This is a genomic window from Salinibacterium amurskyense (assembly GCF_002797685.1).
GTDB classification, from domain to species: Bacteria; Actinomycetota; Actinomycetes; order Actinomycetales; family Microbacteriaceae; genus Rhodoglobus; species Rhodoglobus amurskyensis.
In genome coordinates, this window is sequence record NZ_PGFH01000001.1 from 460,318 (window position 1) to 481,681 (window position 21,364).

Sequence of the window (21,364 nt, forward strand, 5' to 3'; positions counted from 1 at the left end):
TGAGATTAACAGTCAGTGACGCGCGCGGGAGCGTTCGTGACCGAGATGCCTGAATTGAACTCCGAGAACCAACGTTCTAGCCCCAGTGCAGGGCAGATTCGGGTGGACTGCGGGTGGTTAGGCTGTCCAAAACTTCGACCTGCGGTTTATGGTTGAGGGAGATGCGCTCACCCGAAGGGCAAATCATTGACGATGCGATGACCCGCAAAGTCAGGGATTTAAACCCGGGGGAGAGAGAAATTGCGGCACAACAGCATCAACGTGGAGCGCACGCAGCGTAGCGCTCGAAGCGCGTTCATGCGGGGCGTGGCGTCAATCGTCGCCTTCGGTCTTCTGCTGGCCGGTCTCACCGTGATGCCCGCCACTCCGGCCGAAGCTGCCGTTGTGCAGTGGGGTACCAACGCAGGTACATCGCCCAGCTACCAAACCACCGTCAACGGTGACTTCCTTATGGCCGGTAACGGCGTTCTTTCCTGTAACCGGCCGCTCTACACGGCTGCCCAAATTGGTACCTGTACCGATCTGCACTCTGCCTCCGGCGGCAACGGCAACACGGCAAACGACAACTTCTTCCTTGAGAACTCGAACACGGTAGCCGGTTTCACCACCAACTCGAGCTCGGCGAACATCACGATCCCCGCTGGCGCCTCAGTCAAGAAGGCTTTCCTGAGTTGGAGCGCCAACACCGGTGCCTACACCGGCATTAGCGACTACGCCTGTGCAACTCCCAACGCGACTCGCGGAGTCGCCACCATGCCCGCCGGTTCTCCCACGGGCTATCGCACTGCCCCCGCCAAGTTGAAGGTGGGGCTTGGTCCCGTCACCACTGTGGCACCGACAACGATGCTCGAAGACCCGGTCGGCACACCCTCATCGATTTACTACAGTGCGAGTGCCGACGTCACAACAGCATTCGCTGGAGCAACCACGGGAACGCCGCTCACGGTATCCGCCGGTGACCTCTGGGCTCCTCAGGGTGCTGGTTGCTACGCGGGCTGGACGCTCACGGTCGTTTATGACTACGGCATCTACATCCCGAGTCAGCCGCTCTCGCAGCCCCACCGCATCATTTTCTACGAAGGTCACGTTCGCATGACCGCCGCCGAGGCGCCGCTGACGGTTGCCTTCAACGGCTTCAGCGCAATCGCGACGGGAACCCGCGCAGGCTTCTCGCTCTACGAGGGCGACCGCATCATTCAGGGCGACATTGCCGAGTACTCGCGCGGAAACGGCGGCTACACCCAGATAGCCAACAGTGCCGGTAGTACGGGCAACATCGGAATTGGTCGTGGAGAGGGCTCTGTCCGCTACACAGCACTGACCGACATTGGGCCGTTCACTAACCAGAGTGTGGATGTCGCCACCGTCGATCTGGCGAATGTGCAGTCTGGCGACACCTCGGTGAACCTCCGCATGAGCACGAGTGGTGACTCGTACCTGCTGCAAAACGCGATCCTTTCGGTGCCCAGCGCCGGAATCAATATCTCCAAGACGTACGACGGAACGCTCGACCAGCAGTCACGTACCGCAACAGAAGCGGCGACCTTCACGATCACGGTGACGAACTCGGGCGTCGGTATTCTGCAGAACATCGTTGTTGCCGACGATCAAACAGATTGTGCGCGCACTCTCACGGGGGTAACGCTCGCTCCGCTTCAGTCATATACCTACACGTGTGTCGCCAATGGGCTAACCACAGCCAGTTATGACTCAACCGCCTCGGCGACGGCAAGCACTGTCGTGGGCAATAGTCCCGCATCAGGCTCCGACTCCACGCGTGTACTGCTGTCCTCCCTCTCGCTCGCCAAGACGAGCGCGCTCGCCGGTGGAGCTACGGGCCGCGCAGGTGACACCCTCAACTACACCTTCACGATCAAGAACAACGGCGACTCGCCCCTCACCGGCGTAGCCGTCACCGACCCGCTTCCCGGTCTCTCGGCGATCACCTACACCTGGCCAACGGGCACCGCTGGTGCACTCGCTGCGGGAGCCTCGGCGACCGGAACGGCGACGTACACCCTGACTCAGGCCGACGTGGACGCGGGTTCCATCGCGAACACCGCAACCGCAACCGGTACAGATGCTGACGGCGGCATCAAGCCCGTAGCGACAGCCAACCGCACCACCCCCATCCCGGTGAATGCTGTTCTCGAAACCAAGAAGACTGCCGCGTACGCCGGCGCTGGAGTCGGTAACGTCGGCGACACCGTGAACTACTCGTTCTCGGTCAAGAACACTGGAAACGTCACCCTTACCTCGGTGACGCTGACCGACCCCCTCACCGGGTTGTCTGCCATTGCAGTCACGTGGCCAGGAACCGCCGGTCGTCTTGCCCCAGGCCAAACCGCCACGGGAACCGCGACCTACACGGTGAAGCAGGACGACGTTAACGCGGGCAAGATCGTGAACCAGGCCACGTCGAGTGGCCGCACCCCCAAGAACGTTGCCGTCACGGGCCTCAGCAACGAAGTGACCTTGGCCACAGCGCCAGCAGCTCCCGGGCTCACCACGACGAAGTCGGGCACCGTTGCTGAGCCCAAGGGCGTCGGCAGTGTTGTCACCTACAACTTCAGCGCCAAGAACACCGGAAACGTCACCCTCACCGGCGTGACGATCGCTGACCCGCTCGTCGGTCTCTCCGCACTGACGTACTCGTGGCCGGCAACCGCCGGAACTCTCGCTCCGGGCCAGACCGTGACCGCCACCGCGACCTACACCGTGAAACAGTCCGACGTGGATGCCGGACTGGTGCGCAACACGGCCACCAGCTCGGGAACATCTCCCAGCGGCACTGCCGTTACTGCGGCATCCCCTCGCGTGGATGTCCCGCTGCAAACGCGCGCCCCTGCGGTATCGCTGACCAAGTCGGGAGCGCTCGCGGGCGGCTCGACCGCGGGCAGTACCGTGAACTACTCGTTCGTTCTGACCAACTCAGGCAACGTGACCCTCACGAATGCGGGCATCACCGACCCGCTCTCGGGACTCTCGGCCATCACGTACGGCACGTGGCCCGGCACCGTCGGCACCCTTGCTCCCGGCCAGTCCGTTACCGCCACGGCAACGTACACAGTGAAGCAATCGGATGTCGACGCCGGTGCTGTTGTGAACAGCGCGACCGCAAAGGGCACCCCTCCGACCGGAGCTGACGTGACGCGCACGACGCCCGCGACCGTTCCGATCACGGCCGATGCCAAGATGATCGTCACCAAAACGGGTGCTTACACCACGGGATCCGGCGCTGTCGGGTCGGTCGTCACGTACACCTTCAGCGTGAAGAACGACGGAAACGTCACCCTCAGCCAGGTCGTTCTGGCTGACCCGCTCTCGGGCCTGAGCCCCATCTCGGTAACGTGGCCCGGTGCATCCGGAGTTCTCACACCAGGGCAGACGGCCACCGGAACCGCGACGTACACGGTCAAGCAGTCTGATGTGGATGCCGGCTCGGTCAAGAACACGGCAACCGCTACGGCAAAGACTCCGACCGGCGCCACGGTGACCCAGCCTTCAGCCGAGTCTGTTGTGCCCACGGTCACACCGACCCGGGTGATCACCACCACAAAGTCGGCCGTCATCGCCGGCGGTGCGACCGGCAAGGTCGGCGACGTCATCACCTACTCGTTCAGCGCGAAGAACGACGGAAACGTCACGCTCTCGGGTGTGACCATCGCTGACCCGCTGACTGGACTCTCGGCGCTCACCTACACGTGGCCGGGCGCCACGGGCGTGCTCGCGCCAGGCCAGGCCGTCACCGCCGTAGCGAACTACACGATCAAGCAGTCTGATGTGAATGCCGGCTCGGTCAAGAACACGGCAACCGGTAGCGGAACCCACGGCGGCACTACCGTGACTGACCCCTCGGACGAGGTCACCGTTCCGACAGTGGCCGCGAACCCCGTCATCACCACGCTCAAATCGGGTGCGCTCGCTGCCGGTTCGACCGGCCGCGCTGGCGACACCGTGAACTTCTCGATCAAGCTCACTAACTCGGGCAACGTCACCCTGACCTCGGTGTCGGCAACCGACACGCTTCCTGATCTCTCGGCACTCACCTACGGCACGTGGCCCTCCGGCGCCGCCGGAACGCTCGCGCCCGGCCAGTCGGTTACCGCTACCGCCACTTACACGCTCAAGCAGAGTGACGTGGATGCCGGCTCGGTATCGAACACGGCAACCGGTTCAGGCACCCCGCCCACCGGTGCCGCCGTCACCAGCGTCAGCCCCGCCACGGTTCCGATCACGGCGGGCCCCGCGCTCACCGTCTCCAAGTCGGGGGCGATCACGACCGGTAACGGCTCTGTCGGAGACACCATCACGTTCTCCTTCGTCGTGCGCAACACCGGTAACATCACCGCCACGAGCGTCGGCATCACCGACAGCCTTGTGGGCCTCTCCGCCGTCACCTTCGGAACCTGGCCAAGCGGCACGGCAGGCACGCTTGCCCCCAACACTCAGGTCACCGCAACCGCGACCTACGAGATCAAGCAGGCAGACGTTAACGCTGGTTCTGTTAAGAACACGGCTACGGCATCCGGCAGCACGCCCTCGGGCGGAACCGTCTCGGCGACGTCGCCGCAGGCAGTCGTTCCGACAGTGGCCTCGGCTCCCGCGATCGACACGCAAAAGTCCGCAAGCGTTGCAGGAACCGGCGCTGTGGGCGACGTCATCACGTACACGTTCATCGCCAAGAACACCGGTAACGTCACGCTCACGGGCGTCTCGATCGCTGATCCGCTCACCGGGCTTTCGGCTCTGACCTACGGCACGTGGCCTGGCGGAGTCGCAGGAACGCTGGCGCCCAACGCGCAGGTCACCGCCACGGCGACCTACACAATCGTGCAGTCCGATGTCGATGCTGGCTCGGTCAAAAACACGGCAACCTCCACGGGCACCTTCGGTGGAACCGCTGTGACTGACCCCTCGCCGCAGGTGACGACCCCCACGATCGCCGCCGTGCGCACGATCTCTCTCGCTAAGGATGGCGCTCTCGCCGCCGGTGCCACGGGAATCGCGGGCGACACCGTTAACTACACCTTCGTCGTGCGCAACACGGGTAACGTCACGCTCACGAGCGTCGGCATCACCGACCCGCTGCCCGGCCTCTCCGCTGTCACGTTCGGTACGTGGCCCAGCGGAACCGCAGGCCGCCTGCTGCCGAACACGCAGGTCACTGCCACGGCAACCTATATTTTGAAGCAGTCGGATGTTGATGCTGGCTCGGTAGCCAACACGGCAACGACGCGCGGTACACCTCCCACCGGAGCTGCTGTCTCGGCCACTGACCCGGCCACCGTTGCTGTCGCCGCGAACGGCGCTCTCGCCGTGGCGAAGACGGGTGCCGTTACTTCGGGCACCGGCGGAGTCGGCAGCACGATGACCTTCTCGTTCACGATCACGAACCCCGGAAACGTCACGATGACGGGGGTCGCCATTGCGGACTCGCTCGTGGGGCTTTCGGCACCCGTCTACACCTGGCCCACCGCGACTGCCGGGCGCATTGCTCCGGGCGAGACAGCGACAGCAACGGCCACCTATACGGTGAAGCAGGCTGACGTCAACGCTGGTTCGGTATCGAACACGGCGACCGTCTCGGGTAAGACTCCGACAAACGCAACCGCGACCTCTGCGCCGTCGACCGCCAACGTGCCCACGATCACTGGTGCGCCTCAGCTCACCACCACGAAGTCGGCCAACGTGACTTCGGGTGCCAAAGTTGGCGACTCGATCACGTACTCGATCGCGATCGCGAACACGGGAAACCAGACCATTACCGGCGTCACCCTGACCGACTCGCTCGCGGGTCTTGCAACACCGGTCATCACGTGGCCCGGCGTTGCGGGCACGCTCGCTCCCGGCCAGACGGCAACCGCTCTTGCGAGTTACACCGTGAGGCAGTCGGATGTTGATGCGGGCTCGATCGCCAACACCGCATCGGCAGCGGGAACAGCTCCGGGCGCGACTCCCGTTGACGATGACTCCAACCCCGTGGTCACGACTACGGTCGCACCGGCCCCCACTCTGTCGCTCGTGAAGTCGGGCACGCTGCCGGCTGGTTCCACGTCGGTTGCTGGCGAGGTCGTCACGTACAGCTTCGTCATCCGCAACACCGGCAACGTCACGATCACGGGTGCTGCGGTCACCGACCCGCTCTCGGGTCTTTCTGCGATTACCTACGGCACCTGGCCGTCGGGCACCACCGGAACCTTGGCACCGAACAGCCAAGTGACGGCCACCGCTACCTACACGGTGAAGCAGACGGATGTCGACGCGGGTTCGATCGCGAACACCGCGACCGCAACGGGAACGGGTGTGAGCGGCGGCGCCGCAACTCCGAAGACCAGTAGCGCCACGGTTCCGCTCGTCTCGACCGCCAAGCTCACCGTCTCTAAGACCGGTGCAGTCGCTGCGGGCGCGAACAAGGTCGGCGACACCGTCACCTTCTCGTTCGTCGTCAAGAACACCGGTAACGTCACGCTCTCGAGCGTCGGCATCACTGACTCTCTCGCGGACCTCTCGGCTGTCACCTTCGGCACCTGGCCGGGTGGCACGACCGGAGTTCTCGCTCCCAACGCGCAGGTAACCGCGACGGCGACGTACACAATCAAGCAGTCCGACGTGAACGCTGGCTCTGTGAAGAACACGGCTACGGCATCCGGAACCCCGCCGTCGGGCCCCGTTGCTACTGCCACGTCGCCGGAGGCCGTAGTGCCGACGGTCGCGGCCTCGCCCGCGCTCGTCACCACCAAGAGCGCTGTGGTGGGTGGCACCGGAACCGGTGTAATCGGCGACACGATCACGTACACGTTCACCGCCAAAAACACCGGTAACGTCACGCTCACGAGCGTCACTCTCGCCGACCCGCTTTCCGGACTCTCCACGCCCACTTACGTGTGGTCGGGTGGCGTGAGCGGCCAGCTCAACCCCAACGGCACCGTCACCGGAACCGCCACGTACACAATCACGCAGGCGGATGTCGACGCCGGTTCCGTCAAGAACATTGCGACGGCCACGGGAACGCCTCCGACCGGTGCTGTCGTCACTGCTCCGTCGCCGCAGCTCGTCACGCCGACGATCGCGTCTGCACCGAAGATCGGTGTGACCAAGTCGGGCGCTCTCGCGCCGGGCGCGCAGGGTGTTGCTGGCGACGTTGTGACGTGGAGCCTGACGCTCACGAACTCGGGCAATGTGACGCTCACCTCGGTGTCGGTCACTGATTCCCTTCCCGGCGTCTCCGCCGTCACCTACGGCACGTGGCCCTCGACGGCAGGAACCTTGGCTCCAGGCCAGAGCGTTTCCGCTACCGCAACGTACGTTTTGACGCAGGCCGATATTGACGCTGGTGCTGTCTCGAACACCGCCAATGGTTCGGGTACACCGCCGCGTGGTTCACCCGCAACGGCCACTGCTCCGGCAACCCTTCCCCTTGCATCGAACTCCACCATCACGCTCGACAAGACCGCGGCCATCGTTTCTCCCGGCACTGGCGTTGTGGGCGACACCATCCGCTACACCTTCACGGCCCAGAACACCGGTAACGTCACGCTGACCAACGTGATCATCGCCGACCCGCGCCCCGGTCTCAGCGCACTCACCTACGGCACCTGGGCCAGCGGCACTGTAGGCCGTCTCGCCCCGGGCCAGACCATCACGGCAACGGCTGACTATGTGATCCGTCAGGCCGACCAGAACGCTGGCGTTGTCAACAACACGGCGTCTGTTTCGGGCAAGCCGCCCGCTGGCCCGAACACCACGGCATCGTCTGCTGCGGTAGCTACTCCGACCGCAACGCGCGTTCCGGGCATCCTCACCACTAAGACTTCCAGCGTTGCCGGAACCGGCGCCGTTGGCGATGTCATCACGTACACGATCACCGTGCGCAACACGGGAAACACAACCCTCACGTCGGTGTCGGCAAGTGACCCGCTCTCTGGCCTCAGCACGCTCACCTACGGTGCGTGGCCCGGTGGAGTCACCGGAACGCTACAGCCCAACACGCAGGTGGTCGCCACCGCGAAGTACACGATCAAGCAATCCGACGTGAATACGGGTTCCGTCGCGAACACAGCAACAGGTCAGGGCACGTCGCCCTCCGCCGGCGTCATCACCGACCCCTCGGATGACGTCATCACTCCGACGGTTGCCGCCAACCCTGTGGCCACCTTCGCGAAGTCTGGGGCGCTTGCTCCCGGTTCTGTTGGAGCCGCGGGCGACGTGATTACCTACACCTTCACGACGAAGAACACCGGAAACGTCACGCTCACGGGAGTTGTTGTCAGCGACCCCCTGGCCGACCTTGGTGCGATCACGTACACGTGGCCGGGCGCCACGGGCGTGCTCACCCCGGGTCAAACCGTCACGGCAACCGCCAACTACACGGTGAAGCAGTCCGATGTGGATGCTGGCTCTGTCAGCAATGCCGCAACCCTCACGGCCACGCCGCCGTCGGGTACGCCGTTCACCGAAACGGACTCGGAGACGGTCTCGATCGCTCCTGCCCCCGGCATCACGGTGAGCAAGGTAGCGTCCGTCGGCGGAACGGGTGAAGAGGGCGACGTCATCACGTACACGATGACGATTCGCAACACGGGTAACCAGACGCTCACCGTCGTTACGCTCATCGACAACCTGCCCGGGCTGAGCGCTCCAACGTTCGTGTGGCCGGGTACTCCCAACGAGCTCGCGCCGGGTCAAACGGCGACGGCGACGGCGACGTACTCGATCGATCTCGACGACCTCAACGCCGGTGAAGTAACGAACACCGCCAGCGTGACCGCCCAGACTCCTGGTGGTGGCCCCGAGGTGAATGCAAGCTCCGGCCCCGTCGTGGTGAAGACCGGTGATCAGCGTCCCGAGCTCAGGACAACGAAGACTGCCAGCGTTGTGCCGAGCCCGGCCGCTGAAGGCACCACCATTACGTACTCCTTCCTTGTGGAGAACACCGGAAACGTGACGATTGAGAACCTCGTTCTCAACGACCCGCTACTGGGCGCTGCAACGCCAACGTTGTCGGCTACATCGCTTGATCCCGGTGAGTCCGCGACGGCAACGGCGAACTACACGATCACCCAGGCGGATGTTGACGCCGGTTCGGTGACGAACACCGCGAAGGCTGTCGGCGACACCACCGGGGGCACTCCCGCAACGGTCGAAAGCCCGGTCTCTTCGGTGACAACTCCGACCGAGCCTGCTGCCCCTGGTATCTCGGTCACGAAGACAGGTACCGCCGCGCAAGATGCTGGCGACCTGATCGACTGGAGCTTCACGGTTACCAACACCGGAAACGTCACGCTCAGTGGCGTGACCCTCAACGATGCCCTTGCTGGAGTCACGCCCGTCTTCGGTGCCTTCCCCAGCGGTGTCTCGGGTCAGCTCGACCCCGGCGATAGCGTGCTCGCAACCGCCGACGACTATGTCGTAACGCAGGCGGATGTCGACGCGGGTTCCGTCGTGAACACCGTGACCGCATCCGGTACTCCGTCTCGTGGTGCGGTCGCAAACGCGACCACCGCGGCGACCGTGCCTTTGGCTCCCGACGCTGGAATCACCATCGTCAAGTCTGAAGACGCCTCGCCCGCAGACCGCGGGCTCGGCGACACCGTGAGCTTCACGTTCACCGTCACTAACACCGGTAACGTCACGCTGAGCTCGATCAGCATCATTGATCCCCTCGATGGTGTTTCGGCGATCAGCTACGACGACTGGGACGGCAACGCCGCCGGCTCGCTCGGCCCGAACGATGTGCTGACCGCAACTGCCACGTACGTGCTCACGCAAGCCGACATCGACCGCGGTTTCGTCGACAACGACTCAAGCGTGCTCGCTTCGACGCCCGCGGGAGTGATCCTCGACGAAGACTCCAACATCGTCACCGTCACGACCGATGCAACGGCTCCCGTTCTCGTCACAACTAAGGCCGCAGTGCTCAACGGCACCGGCGTTGTCGGCGACACGATCAGCTACACGATCACCCTGCTGAATGACGGAAACGTCACGCTGACGGATGCTGCGATCACCGACTCGCTCGCGGGGCTCAGCGCTCTCGTGTACGGCGAATGGGTCTCTGGCGTCGATGGCGAACTTGCTCCTGGCGAGTCTGTATCGGCCACGGCGAACTACACAATCACTCAGGCGGATGTCGATGCTGGGTCGGTCAGCAACATCGCGACCGGTGACGCCGAGTCCGCTCGCGACGGCGCTGCCGTTACGGATGACTCGCCCGCCGCAGTCACCCCTCTCGTCACTCAGGCCGCTGCTATTTCGGCGACCAAGACCGGCGCGCTGGAATCCGGCTCTGAGGGTGAAGCGGGAGACCTCATCGAGTTCTCCTTCACGATCACAAACGACGGAAACGTCACACTCACTGGCGTGACGTTGGCTGACCCGCTCACCGATCTCTCGGCCATCACGTACACCTGGCCCACCGCGACCGACGGCGTCTTGGCTCCGGGCGAGACCGCAACGGCGGTAGCGACCTACGAGCTCAAGCAGAGCGACGTGGACTCCGGCTCTGTCGTGAACTTGGCCACACCATCCGGTGTCGACCCCAACGCCGTTGACGTTGATGGCACCGAAGTCGCCGCGACAGTGGTTGTTGAACCCGACGCAAGCCTGAGCGCGATCAAGACGGGCGAACTGCGTGCGGGGGGAATCGGCGAAGTCGGCGACATCATCGACTACTCCGTTACCGCCACCAACACCGGTAACGTCACGGTGCACGACGGCCAGCTTCTTGATCCACTTCCCGGCATTAGTGACCCCAACATCGTCTGGCCAGACCCGGCTCAGCCCGGCGTTCTCGGCGTCGGCGAGTCCGTCACCGGAACCGCGGAGTACACGCTCACCCAGGCCGACGTCGACCTCGGGTACATCGAGAACACGGCAGAAGTTCAGGCCCTCACACCGAACGATGCCGTTGTTCCGGCGACCACCAACACCGTCGTCATCCCGACGGTACGGCCCGCTCCGATCCTGACCGTCGACAAGACTGCCGTTGTCGCTGATGACGGCGAGCTCGGTGACGAAATCGCGTACTCCTTCACGATTACGAATGATGGAAATGTCACGATCGACGCCATCACCCTTGCGGACCCACTGCCCGGTCTCACCGGCCTCACGGTCAACTGGGATGTCGCGAACACCACCCAGACGCTCGCCCCCGGTGACAGCGTCACCGCCACGGCAACGTACGAAATCACTCAGGATGACGTGAACGCGGGAGAGGTCGTCAACACGGCGAACGCCAGCGGAACCGGTGCGCAAAGCACTCCGGTTACTGGCTCCTCACCCGAGGTCGTCACCGAGATCGTCGAGGCTGATCCCTCGCTCAGCGCGACAAAGAGCGCGGCACTCGCGACCGGCGCTACGGGCGTCGCGGGCGACACCGTGGAATTCAGCTTCACCGTGACCAACGACGGAAACGTTTCGCTGACATCGGTCGATCTGATCGACCAGTTGCCGGGTCTCACCGGAGTAACCTTCGGTGCCTGGCCTACCGCGACCGAGGGGCTTCTGAACCCGGGTGATGACGTTACGGCAACCGCAACCTACACGCTGCTTCAGAGCGACATCGATGCTGGTTCGCTCGCGAACAGCGTCAACGCCATGGGCGTTCCGCCGACGGGATCTGCTGTTACCCAGCCGGCCTCCGCGACTCTTCCTCTGACGGCAACACCGAACTTCACCATCACGAAGTCGGGCGACTTGGGAGCCCAGTTAGGCGAAGTTGGCGACGTCGTTGACTACAGCTTCAGCATCACCAACTCCGGAAACGTCACCCTCACCGGTGTCGTTCTCATCGACTCGATGCCCGGTGTTAGCTCGCCGGTCATCACTTGGCCCGGCGTCGACCGCGTGCTTGCTCCGGGCGAGACGGCGACGGCTACAGCGAATTACACGATTACTCAGGAAGATGTCGACGCGGGTTCAGTAACGAACACTGCTGAAGCCGTGGGATCACTGCCCGATGGCACCGAGTACCTCGAGTTCTCTGACCCTGCGGTGAACCCCACGATCGCACGCACGGCTTCGGCCACGATCGACAAGGTCGGAACTACGCCGGATGGCGCGGCTCTGGGCGATCTCGTGCAGTACGAGTTCACGCTAGAAAACACCGGCAACACGACCCTCACGGGTGTCGCGATCGACGACCCGCTGGTGGGACTGTCGACCATTGTGTACTCGTGGCCCGGTGCTGACGGCGAGCTTGCTCCCGCTGAGGTGGCCACGGCTACCGCGTGGTACGCGATCACGCAGGACGACATTGACCTCGGATACGTGAGCAACTCGGCGGATGTCGACGCCACGTCACCACTCGGTGCCGTCGATGATTCGGTTGGCCCCATTGATGTGCCAACTGTCACTGCTGCTGCCGCGATCGAGACCACTAAGGACGGTGAACTCGAGGCGGGTGCTACCGGCTTCGCCGGCGACATCGTCGAGTACTCGTTCACTGTGCGCAACACCGGTAACGTCACGCTCACCGATGTCGAACTCTCCGACCCGCTCACGGGTCTCAGCGCTCTAACCTACTCGTGGCCGACCGCTACTGATGGAACGCTCGCCCCGGGCGAAAGCGCGACCGCGGTTGCGACCTACGAGCTCACGCAGGCTGACGTGGATGCCGGCAAGGTCGACAACATAGTGACGGCCGAGGGAACCACTCCTACGGCGACCACGGTGGATGACACCGCTGCTGAAACGGTGACCATCACTCCTGCTCCGGTACTCACTCCGTTCAAGGAGGGCGTCATCCTCAACGGCGGCGTCGGCGCTGTCGGAGACACGATTGAGTACACCCTCACCGTGACCAACGACGGAAACGTCACGCTCTACGACGGCCAGTTGCTCGACCCGCTGCCTGGATTGTCTGTTCCGGTCATTACGTGGCCAGACCCCGCCAAGCCTGGCGAGATCCCGGTCGGCCAGTCGGTCGTCGGCGTCGCAACCTACGAGCTGACGCAGGAAGACGTTGACCGCGGCTTCATCTCGAACATTGCAGATATGTCTGCCGAGACTCCAAAGGGCGTTCTCGTGGTCGAGACCTCCAACGAGGTCATCGTTCCGACCGTTCTGCCTGCTCCGAACATCACCGTGACCAAGTCGGGCGCGCCTCAGGGCACGGCCGACCTCGGCGACACGATCGACTACTCGTTCGAGATTCTCAACTCGGGTAACGTCACGCTGGACTCAGTCACGCTGACGGATCCGCTTCCGAACCTCTCGGCGATCACGATCACGTGGCCCACCCCGGCGACCCCCGGTGTGCTCGCTCCCGGTGAGATCGCCACGGCGACGGCCGACTACGAAATCACACAGGACGACGTGGATGCTGGCGCCGTTCTGAACATCGCGACCGCTGATGGCGTTGACCCCAACGGCACCGATGTCACGGATGACTCTGAAGCGAACACTGTTCCGACCGAAACGATTCGTGCCGAGGTGGAACTCACTAAGAGCGGTGTACTCGCCGACCCGGCTCGCGCCGATGAGGGCGACACCGTCAACTGGTCGTTTGAGCTGAGCAACACCGGCAACGTCACGCTCACGGGTGTAGAGATCGTTGATTCCCTCGCGGACATCTCGGCTCTGACCTACACGTGGCCCGGCGCCGACGGCACGCTCGAGGTGGGCGAATCGGTCACCGCAACGGCAACATCCACATTGACGCAGGCGCAGATCGATGCGGGAACCGTAGAGAACGATGCTGTTGGTTCGGGAACGCCTCCGCGCGGCGACGCCGTCAGCGACCCCGCAACAGCCGCGGTCGTGCTCGCCTCGCAGGCCAGCATGGATGTCACCAAGGCCGGCACCGTCGACGGTGCCGGCAACGCGGGCGACACGATCGATTACGACTTCGGCATCACGAACTCCGGAAACGTCACCTTGACTCTCGTGGATCTGGTTGATGCGCTCGTCGGCGTCAGCAGCCCAGTCTTCTCATGGCCGGGAACGCCCGGAGAGCTGCAACCAGGTGAGACGGTTACGGCTACGGCCAACTACACGATCACTCAGGATGACGTCGACCGCGGCACTGTATCGAACGTGGCGACGGCCAGCGGAAAGCCGCCCATCGGAGACACGATCACGGTGAGCACGACAGTTACCGAGACGACTGTTGCTCCGGCCGCTGCTTCGCTGCTGTTGACGAAGTCATCGAGCACGGGCGCGAGCGCTGGTGTGAACGACATCGTCACCTACACATTCGAGGTGGAGAACACCGGAAACGTCACGGTCGACGAGATCGTGATTGCCGACCCCCTGCCCGGCCTCAGTTCTCCTGTGGTCAACTGGCCAGGCGCCAACGGTGTTCTCGCCCCCGGCGAGACGGCAACGGCAACGGCGACCTACGCGATCACTCAGGCCGATGTTGACGCGGGCAAGGTTGACAACACTGCCGTGGCCAATGGCACCTCTCCGACCGACGCTGCCGTTGCGAGCAACACGGCTCTTGAATCGACGCCGACGGATGCGGCTGCGCCCGACATCCTCGTCACCAAGAGCGGTGCCCTCACACCCGGTGCTGCCGGCTTCGAGGGTGACCTCGTGGAGTACGAGTTCTCGCTCACGAACAACGGTAACCAGACACTGACAGCAGTCTCGCTGGCTGACCCGCTTCCTGGCCTGTCTGCACTCGTCTACTCGTGGCCCACCGCTACAGCCGGAACGCTTACACCCGGTGCCGTCGTCACCGCCACGGCTACCTACGAGTTGACTCAGGATGACATTGACTCCGGCTCCGTCGCGAACATCGTCACCGGTAGCGCGACGCCGCCATCAGGCACCGCGTTCACCGAGACTGCGCCCGCCGCTGTCCCAATCGCCGCAAACGGCGAACTCGAAGCCACAAAGTGGGGCGAACTGCGTGCCGGTGGAATCGGGCAGGTTGGCGACTGGGTCGACTACCGTCTCGAAGCAACCAACACGGGCAACGTCACGCTCATCGACGGCGAACTGCGCGATCCGCTTCCTGGACTGAGCGTTCCCGTCATCACGTGGCCGAACCCCGCGCAGCCCGGCGTTCTGTTGCCCGGCGAAACCGTCATCGGTGAAGCATCGGTCCAGCTCACGCAGGCCGACGTTGACCTTGGCTACATCTCGAACATTGCGGATGTTGGTGCTACCGATCCGAACAGTGATGACGTTCCGGCGACCACCAACGAGGTCATCGTGTACACGGTTCAGCCGCAGCCGAGCATGACGATTGTGAAGTCGGGCGAGATCGCTCTGACGGGCGAGAACGGCGTTGGCGACACCGTGGACTTCGAATTCGAGGTTCGCAACACCGGTAACGTCACGATCGGTTCGATCGTTGTCACCGATCCGCTGCCCGGAATGAGCACGCCTGACGTGCAGTGGCCGACCGCAGTAGAAACTCTCGCTCCGAACGAGACGGTAACCGCAACGGCTACCTACGACATCCGTCAGTCGGATGTTGACCGTGGTTTCGTCGAGAACACGGCGAGTACCACAGCGGTTCCGGTGCGCGGCGACGCCATCGCAGCCACCTCGAACACGGTTGAGGTGCCCACTGAGGCTCCGAGCGTTGTCGTTTCGGTGACCAACGTTGGTGCCTTGACGAACCCGGGCCCGGCTGTGGAAGGCGACACCGTCACCTGGAACTACAGCTTCACGAGCACGAGTAACGTGACGCTCTCCGGCGTTGAGCTGAGCGACTTCCTCGGTTCGCTGCCGGCGGGAGACTACACCTGGCCTAACCCTGCAGCTCCGGGCGTTCTCGCTCCTGGCGACACCGTCACGGCAGTGCGCGTGCAAACGCTGACGCAGGCCGATATCGACTCGGGTGCTGTGTCGAGCGTTGTCACCGGTGAGGGAACTCCTCCGGTGGGCGCTGCGGCAACCGCCACTGCTCCGGCGACCGTCACTCTTGCGGCTGACGGCCTGCTGCAGGCGACGAAGTCGAGCGAGCTGGCTGTTGCGGGCGAGAACGGTCCTGGCGACACCATCGATTACACGATCGTGGTTACCAACATCGGAAACGTCACGCTGCGCACGGTGACCATCACCGACAGCATCGACAACGTCTCGATCAACTCGATCGCGTGGCCCGCCAACAGTGGCGTGCTGGCTCCGGGTGAGTCGGCGACGGCGAGCGCGACCTACGTTCTCGAACAGGATGACGTCGACCGCGGTTACGTCGACAACACCGCATCCGTTCGTGGCGTCACGCCCGGCGGCGACCCTGTCACGGCGACGTCGAACGTTGACCGCGAGCTCACAGCGGTGGCTGACCCCAGCATTACCGCTGAGAAGTCAGGCGTGATGACTTCGGGTTCGGGTGAAGTCGGTTCTGAAATCACCTACAGCTTCATCGTGAAGAACACCGGAAACGTGACCCTGCGCCTCGTAGGAGTTATTGACCCGCTGATCGACGTCGTTCCCTCTGACCTCACGTTCCCCTCGGCCACCGGTATTCTCGGCCCGAACGAGCAGGCCGTCGGTTCCGTCGTGTACACCGTGACGCAAGCCGATGTCGATAGCGGCACCGTGGAGAACACGGCGACGGCGATCGGAACGGCGCCAGACGGTACCGAAGTGACCGGTGTCTCGAACACTGTGCTCAACCCGACCGTGGAGGCCGCGCCATCCATCGTCACTTCCCACACCGCGGCTCTCGCTGCGGGAGCAACGGGTGTGCTCGGCGACGGCATGGACTACACGTTCACGATCACGAATGACGGAAACGTCACGCTCGATGGTGTGACGCTCTCGAACACGATCCCCGGCCTCACCGGCTTCGTCTACACCTGGCCAGACCCGGCCGCTCCGGGCGTTCTCGCCCCGGGCGAAAGTGTCACGGTCACGGCGACCCGTCTTGTTGATCAGGCGGATGTCGACGCTGGTGAAGTACGCAACGTCGCGACCGGCGAGGGTAACTCTCCCGCCGCAACCGCCGTTGATGCTGATTCTGCGGTCACCGTGGTTCCGCTCATCGAGGCGCTGTCGAGCATTGACATCGCTAAGGCGGGCGAACCGCGCGACGCCGTGAACCCCGTCGTCGTGGGTTCGTGGATCGATTACACCTTCACCGTCGAGAATACGGGCGAAACCACACTGAGCGGTGTCACTGTTGCTGACCCCAAGGTCGGAACGACAGCAGTCGTGTACGGCGCTTGGCCCGCAGCAGTCGGCGTATTGGCTCCGGGGGAGTCGGTTACGGCAACCGCGAGCTACCAGGTCACGCAGGCTGAGTTCGATGCCGGTTCGGCGTCCAATACTGCAAACGTGACTTCGACGAATCCGGCGGGCGACGACATCCTCAACACGTCGAACACCGTCGTTGTTCCGACCGCGGCAGGCTCGCCTGACATTGAGATCACGAAGACTCAGGTGCTCGCCGCTGGCGCGACCGGCAACGCGGGAGACACCGTGGAGTACAGCTTCGAGGTCACCAACACCGGTGATGTCACGCTGAACGGTGTCACGATCGCCGACGACCAGATCGATCTCAGCACGCTGACGATCACCTGGCCGGGCACTCCGGGCGTTCTCGCTCCGGGCCAGTCGGCCACGGCAACCGCAACGTACGTGCTCACTCAGGATGACGTGGATGCTGGTTCGATCAGCTCCGATGCTTCCACGGCGGGAACGCCGGTCGTGGGCGCTGTGGTGACGGACACGGCCACCGGCTCAACGCCGATTGTCGAAAACCCGTCGATGACCATCACGAAGACGAGTTCGTTCGCGACCTTCGCCCAGCAGGGTGCAACCGTGAACTACGTCATCGAGGTCGTCAACACCGGTAACGTCACGCTCACCGGCGTCGTAATCACCGACCCCAAGCCGGGCGTATCCGCGCTCACCTACAACTGGCCGGGTACTCCTGGCGAGTTGGCTCCGGGTGAGTCAGTCACGGCAACGGCGACCTACGTGATCACTCAGGGTGACGTGGATGTCGAACAGACCACGAACGTGGCCACGGTCGACGCGAACGCGCCCTCGGGCCCCATCGCGCCGGAAGAGGCAACCGACGTTCTCCCGATTCCGAATGTGCCGAACATTGCGCTGACGATCTCGGGTGTGCTCGGTGCGGGCCAGCAGGGCTTCCCCGGCGATGTCGTGATCTTCACGTATGTGGCAACCAACACGGGAACGCTGCCGTTGACGAACGTCTCGATTGCCGATCCGCGCTCCGGTCTCTCGCCCATGAACTACGGTGCGTGGCCCGGCGCGGTCGGCGTTCTCGCTCCTGGTGAGTCGATTACGGCAACGGCGACCTACGTCATCCGTGAAAGCGACGCGGGAACGACGCTGTACGAAACGGCAACGGTCACCAGCACCGAAATCAACTCGGGAGACCCCGTGGTGGCAGCTGCACAGACAACTTTGCAGCTACCTACCAAGGCTCTCTCTTACACTGGGTCGGATCCCCGAGGAACACTCGCAACCGGGTTGGGCACACTGCTCGCCGGCCTCGCTCTGATCCTGCTCGCACGCAGAAGACAACGACAGGAAGAATCATGAAGCTCCGCACACGACTGACCGCTACCGCAGTACCTTTTGCGATCCTCGCGCTGACGCTTGCGGGTTGCACGAATGATGGCACCGACGGTCAGCCCGACCCCGAAGAGACGTCGAGCTCGGCTGAGCAGACTCCGGGCGTGACCGACATTACGGATGCTCCCGGCACCGGTGAGAACCTGCAGGGTGCTCTCGCTGACTCCACCGTCAACGAGTGCGAGCGCACGGGCGACGAATGGACCGTGTCGGGTGTCGTGACGAACTCGACCGATGCCAGCGCCACGTACCGCATCTACGTCTCACTGCTCAACGGCGCCAACGACACTCGCGCTCTTACTCAGGTGGATGTCGCTGCGACCGAGCCGGGAGACACCACCGACTGGGAGACCGTTATTCCTGTCGCTGAAGACGAGCTCACCTGCGTGCTGCGCGTCGAGCGCTACGAAGGCTAGTCGCGCGGGGTCGCCCCGAATGGCAGTGCTCCAGCCTGTGGTGCCGCTCCGAGGCGGTACTCAGGCGGGGCCGCCGACGACTATCGTGGAATGGTGACTGAACCGAACCCCAGCGTCGAGCTGTCGACCAACGGGGTGGGGCCGTGGCAGGGCGAATGGCCCACCGAACCCCACTACGATCCCGTGCTGCTCGAACGCGGCGATACCCGCAATGTTATTGACCGGTATCGCTACTGGAACATGGAAGCGATCGTTGCCGATCTCGACGTGACGCGGCATCCATTCCACGTGGCCATCGAGAACTGGCAGCACGACATGAACATCGGTTCCATCGTGCGCAGCGCCAACGCCTTCGGTGCCGACACCGTGCACATCATTGGGCGTCGGCGCTGGAACAAACGCGGCGCCATGGTCACTGACCGTTACCAGCACGTGCTGCATCATCCGGATGTCGCGGCCTTCGTCGAGTGGACTGAAGCCAACGACCTGCCGATCATTGCGATCGACAACGTGCCCGGCAGCGTCATCATCGAAACTTTTGACATCCCCCAGCGCTGCGTGCTGCTGTTCGGCCAAGAGGGCCCCGGGCTCTCTCCCGAAGCAATCGACGCTGCCACGGATGTCGTGGAGATCAGCCAGTTCGGTTCAACCCGATCCATCAATGCGTCAGCCGCGGCTGCCGTAGCGATGCATAACTGGATTACCCAGCACGTCAGCTTCACGAAGTAGGGAACCATGACACAGCCCGCGAAAGTCACCATTATTGGCGCCGGAATCGTAGGGCTGTGCACAGCCTGGTTTTTGCAGGAGCGTGGCGTAGAAGTCACGGTTCTCGACCGCTCGGGTGTTGCTGCCGGTGCTTCGCTCGGTAACGCTGGCTGGGTTGCTCCCGCACTGACGCTTCCGCTGCCCGAGCCCTCGATCTTCAAGGTCGGCATCAAAGCCGTCATCGACCCCACCTCGCCGGTGTACGTGCCCGTCGCCGCCAACTCGACGCTGCTGCGCTTCCTCGCCGGTTTCGCGCGTCACTCGACGCCCAAGATGTGGCGCCGCAACATGGTCACCTTTGCCGAGATCAACAAGTGGAGCCTCGAATCCTTCGACCGCATGGAAGACGGGGGAGTCTCCGCCGCGCTCAAGCACGCCGAGCCCTTCCTGGCCGCCTTCACGAGCGACGCCGACCGCCAGATCATCACCCACGAATTCGATGAGGTTGCTGCCGGTGGCGGACACGTGAGCTTCGAGAAGATCACCGGCGACGAGCTGCGAGAGTTCGAGCCGAGCGTCTCGAAGATCGTGACGCATGGGCTGCGCGTGGATGGCCAGCGCTTCATCAACCCGCCCTCGTTCATGCAAGTGCTGGCGGCATCCGTGCGCGCTCGCGGCGCCACGATCGTGGAGGGTGCGAAAGCGACCGGCATCCGTGACCTCGGTGCTGCCGGCGTAGCCGTTGATGTCGAAGGCCAGAGCGCCGTGCTCAGCAACGAAGTTGTTATTGCTACCGGAACCTGGCTCGGCGACCTCGCCCGCCAGTTCGGTGTGCGCCAGGTCGTGCAGTCGGGCCGAGGTTACAGCTTCAGTGTGAAGCCGCCCGTGATTCCGACGCACCCGATCTACCTGCCCGCTCAGCGCGTAGCCTGCACGCCCCTCGGGGATCGCCTGCGCGTGGGAGGCATGATGGAATTTCGGTCGGCCGATGCGCCCGCCGACTCTCGTCGCATCCAAACCATCGTCAACGCGGCCAGCCCCATGTTCGACGGGGTCGACTGGGATGCCCGCGAAGAAGAGTGGGTCGGCTCGCGCCCCTGCACTCCCGACGGCTTGCCACTCGTCGGTGGCACGCGCTCGCCGCGCGTTCACGTTGCTGGCGGTCACGGCATGTGGGGAGTCACCCTTGGTCCGCTCACGGGGCGGATCCTTGCCGACTCGATCACCGGTGGCGAAAAGCACCCACTGCTCGAGGCGTTCGACCCGCTGCGCTAGCGTTCGCCGTCGGGCTCGTCCGCACCGCCGAGCGGGTCGGGCTCGTGCGGCTCGTCCGTGCCGCCGAGCGGGTCGGTCTCATGCTGCGCGTCAGAACTGTCTTCGGTCTCTGTCGCGGGTGAAGCTTCAGCGTCGCATTCCGGTGCGGGCTGCGACTCGGGCTGCGGGCGTCGCGGGCTCGAATCTGCTTCCCGCACGCGATCAACCAGCTCTCGCCACGGTCCCACGAGCTGCTGCTCGGGAACGACGGCTTCGTGCGGTTCGCAGTGGATTTCGTAGGTGTAGCGGTCGGGCATCGTGCTTTCGGCCGGATGCTCGTTCCACGGGATCTCGGCAATGAGCACGTACCACTGGTCGGGGTCGGGCTGCTCGTCAACAACGACAGCCCACTCCACGCGTCGACCGAGGAGGCCACCGCTTCGCCACACCTGTACCTTCACACGTGCATGCTATCC

5 protein-coding genes are annotated in these 21,364 nt (G+C 63.9%); 4 read left to right on the plus strand and 1 reads right to left on the minus strand.

Features of this window, described 5'->3' with window-relative positions:
- Positions 1-306 precede the first annotated feature (306 nt).
- The 4 genes from CLV85_RS02155 to CLV85_RS02170 all read left to right on the plus strand — a co-directional run bounded on the left by CLV85_RS02155 (position 307) and on the right by CLV85_RS02170 (position 20,909).
- Positions 307-18,477, plus strand: a complete 18,171-nt coding sequence (locus CLV85_RS02155) for a DUF7507 domain-containing protein (protein WP_211283031.1) — start codon at positions 307-309, stop codon at positions 18,475-18,477.
- Positions 18,474-18,926 (plus strand): hypothetical protein, encoded by a 453-nt coding sequence (locus CLV85_RS02160; protein WP_100387968.1) that lies wholly within the window; start codon positions 18,474-18,476, stop codon positions 18,924-18,926. Before CLV85_RS02155 ends, CLV85_RS02160 begins: the two co-directional genes overlap by 4 nt.
- A 90-nt stretch (positions 18,927-19,016) precedes the next feature.
- Positions 19,017-19,655 (plus strand): TrmH family RNA methyltransferase, encoded by a 639-nt coding sequence (locus CLV85_RS02165; protein ID WP_100387969.1) that lies wholly within the window; start codon positions 19,017-19,019, stop codon positions 19,653-19,655.
- Positions 19,656-19,661: 6 nt separating this feature from the next.
- Positions 19,662-20,909 (plus strand): NAD(P)/FAD-dependent oxidoreductase, encoded by a 1,248-nt coding sequence (locus tag CLV85_RS02170; protein WP_100387970.1) that lies wholly within the window; start codon positions 19,662-19,664, stop codon positions 20,907-20,909.
- Here CLV85_RS02170 and CLV85_RS13465 read toward each other — a convergent pair.
- Positions 20,906-21,349: a protealysin inhibitor emfourin gene (locus CLV85_RS13465; RefSeq protein WP_205030309.1), complete on the minus strand. Its 444-nt coding sequence runs from the start codon at positions 21,347-21,349 to the stop codon at positions 20,906-20,908. The genes CLV85_RS02170 and CLV85_RS13465 overlap by 4 nt on opposite strands.
- Between the last annotated feature and the right edge of the window lie 15 nt (positions 21,350-21,364).

Excerpts from the sequence above, each read along its gene's own strand:
- CLV85_RS02160 (WP_100387968.1), top strand. The coding sequence starts at position 18,474 with ATGAAGCTCCGCACACGACTGACCGCTACCGCAGTACCTTTTGCGATC.
- CLV85_RS02165 (WP_100387969.1), top strand. The coding sequence starts at position 19,017 with ATGGTGACTGAACCGAACCCCAGCGTCGAGCTGTCGACCAACGGGGTG.
- CLV85_RS02170 (WP_100387970.1), top strand. The coding sequence starts at position 19,662 with ATGACACAGCCCGCGAAAGTCACCATTATTGGCGCCGGAATCGTAGGG.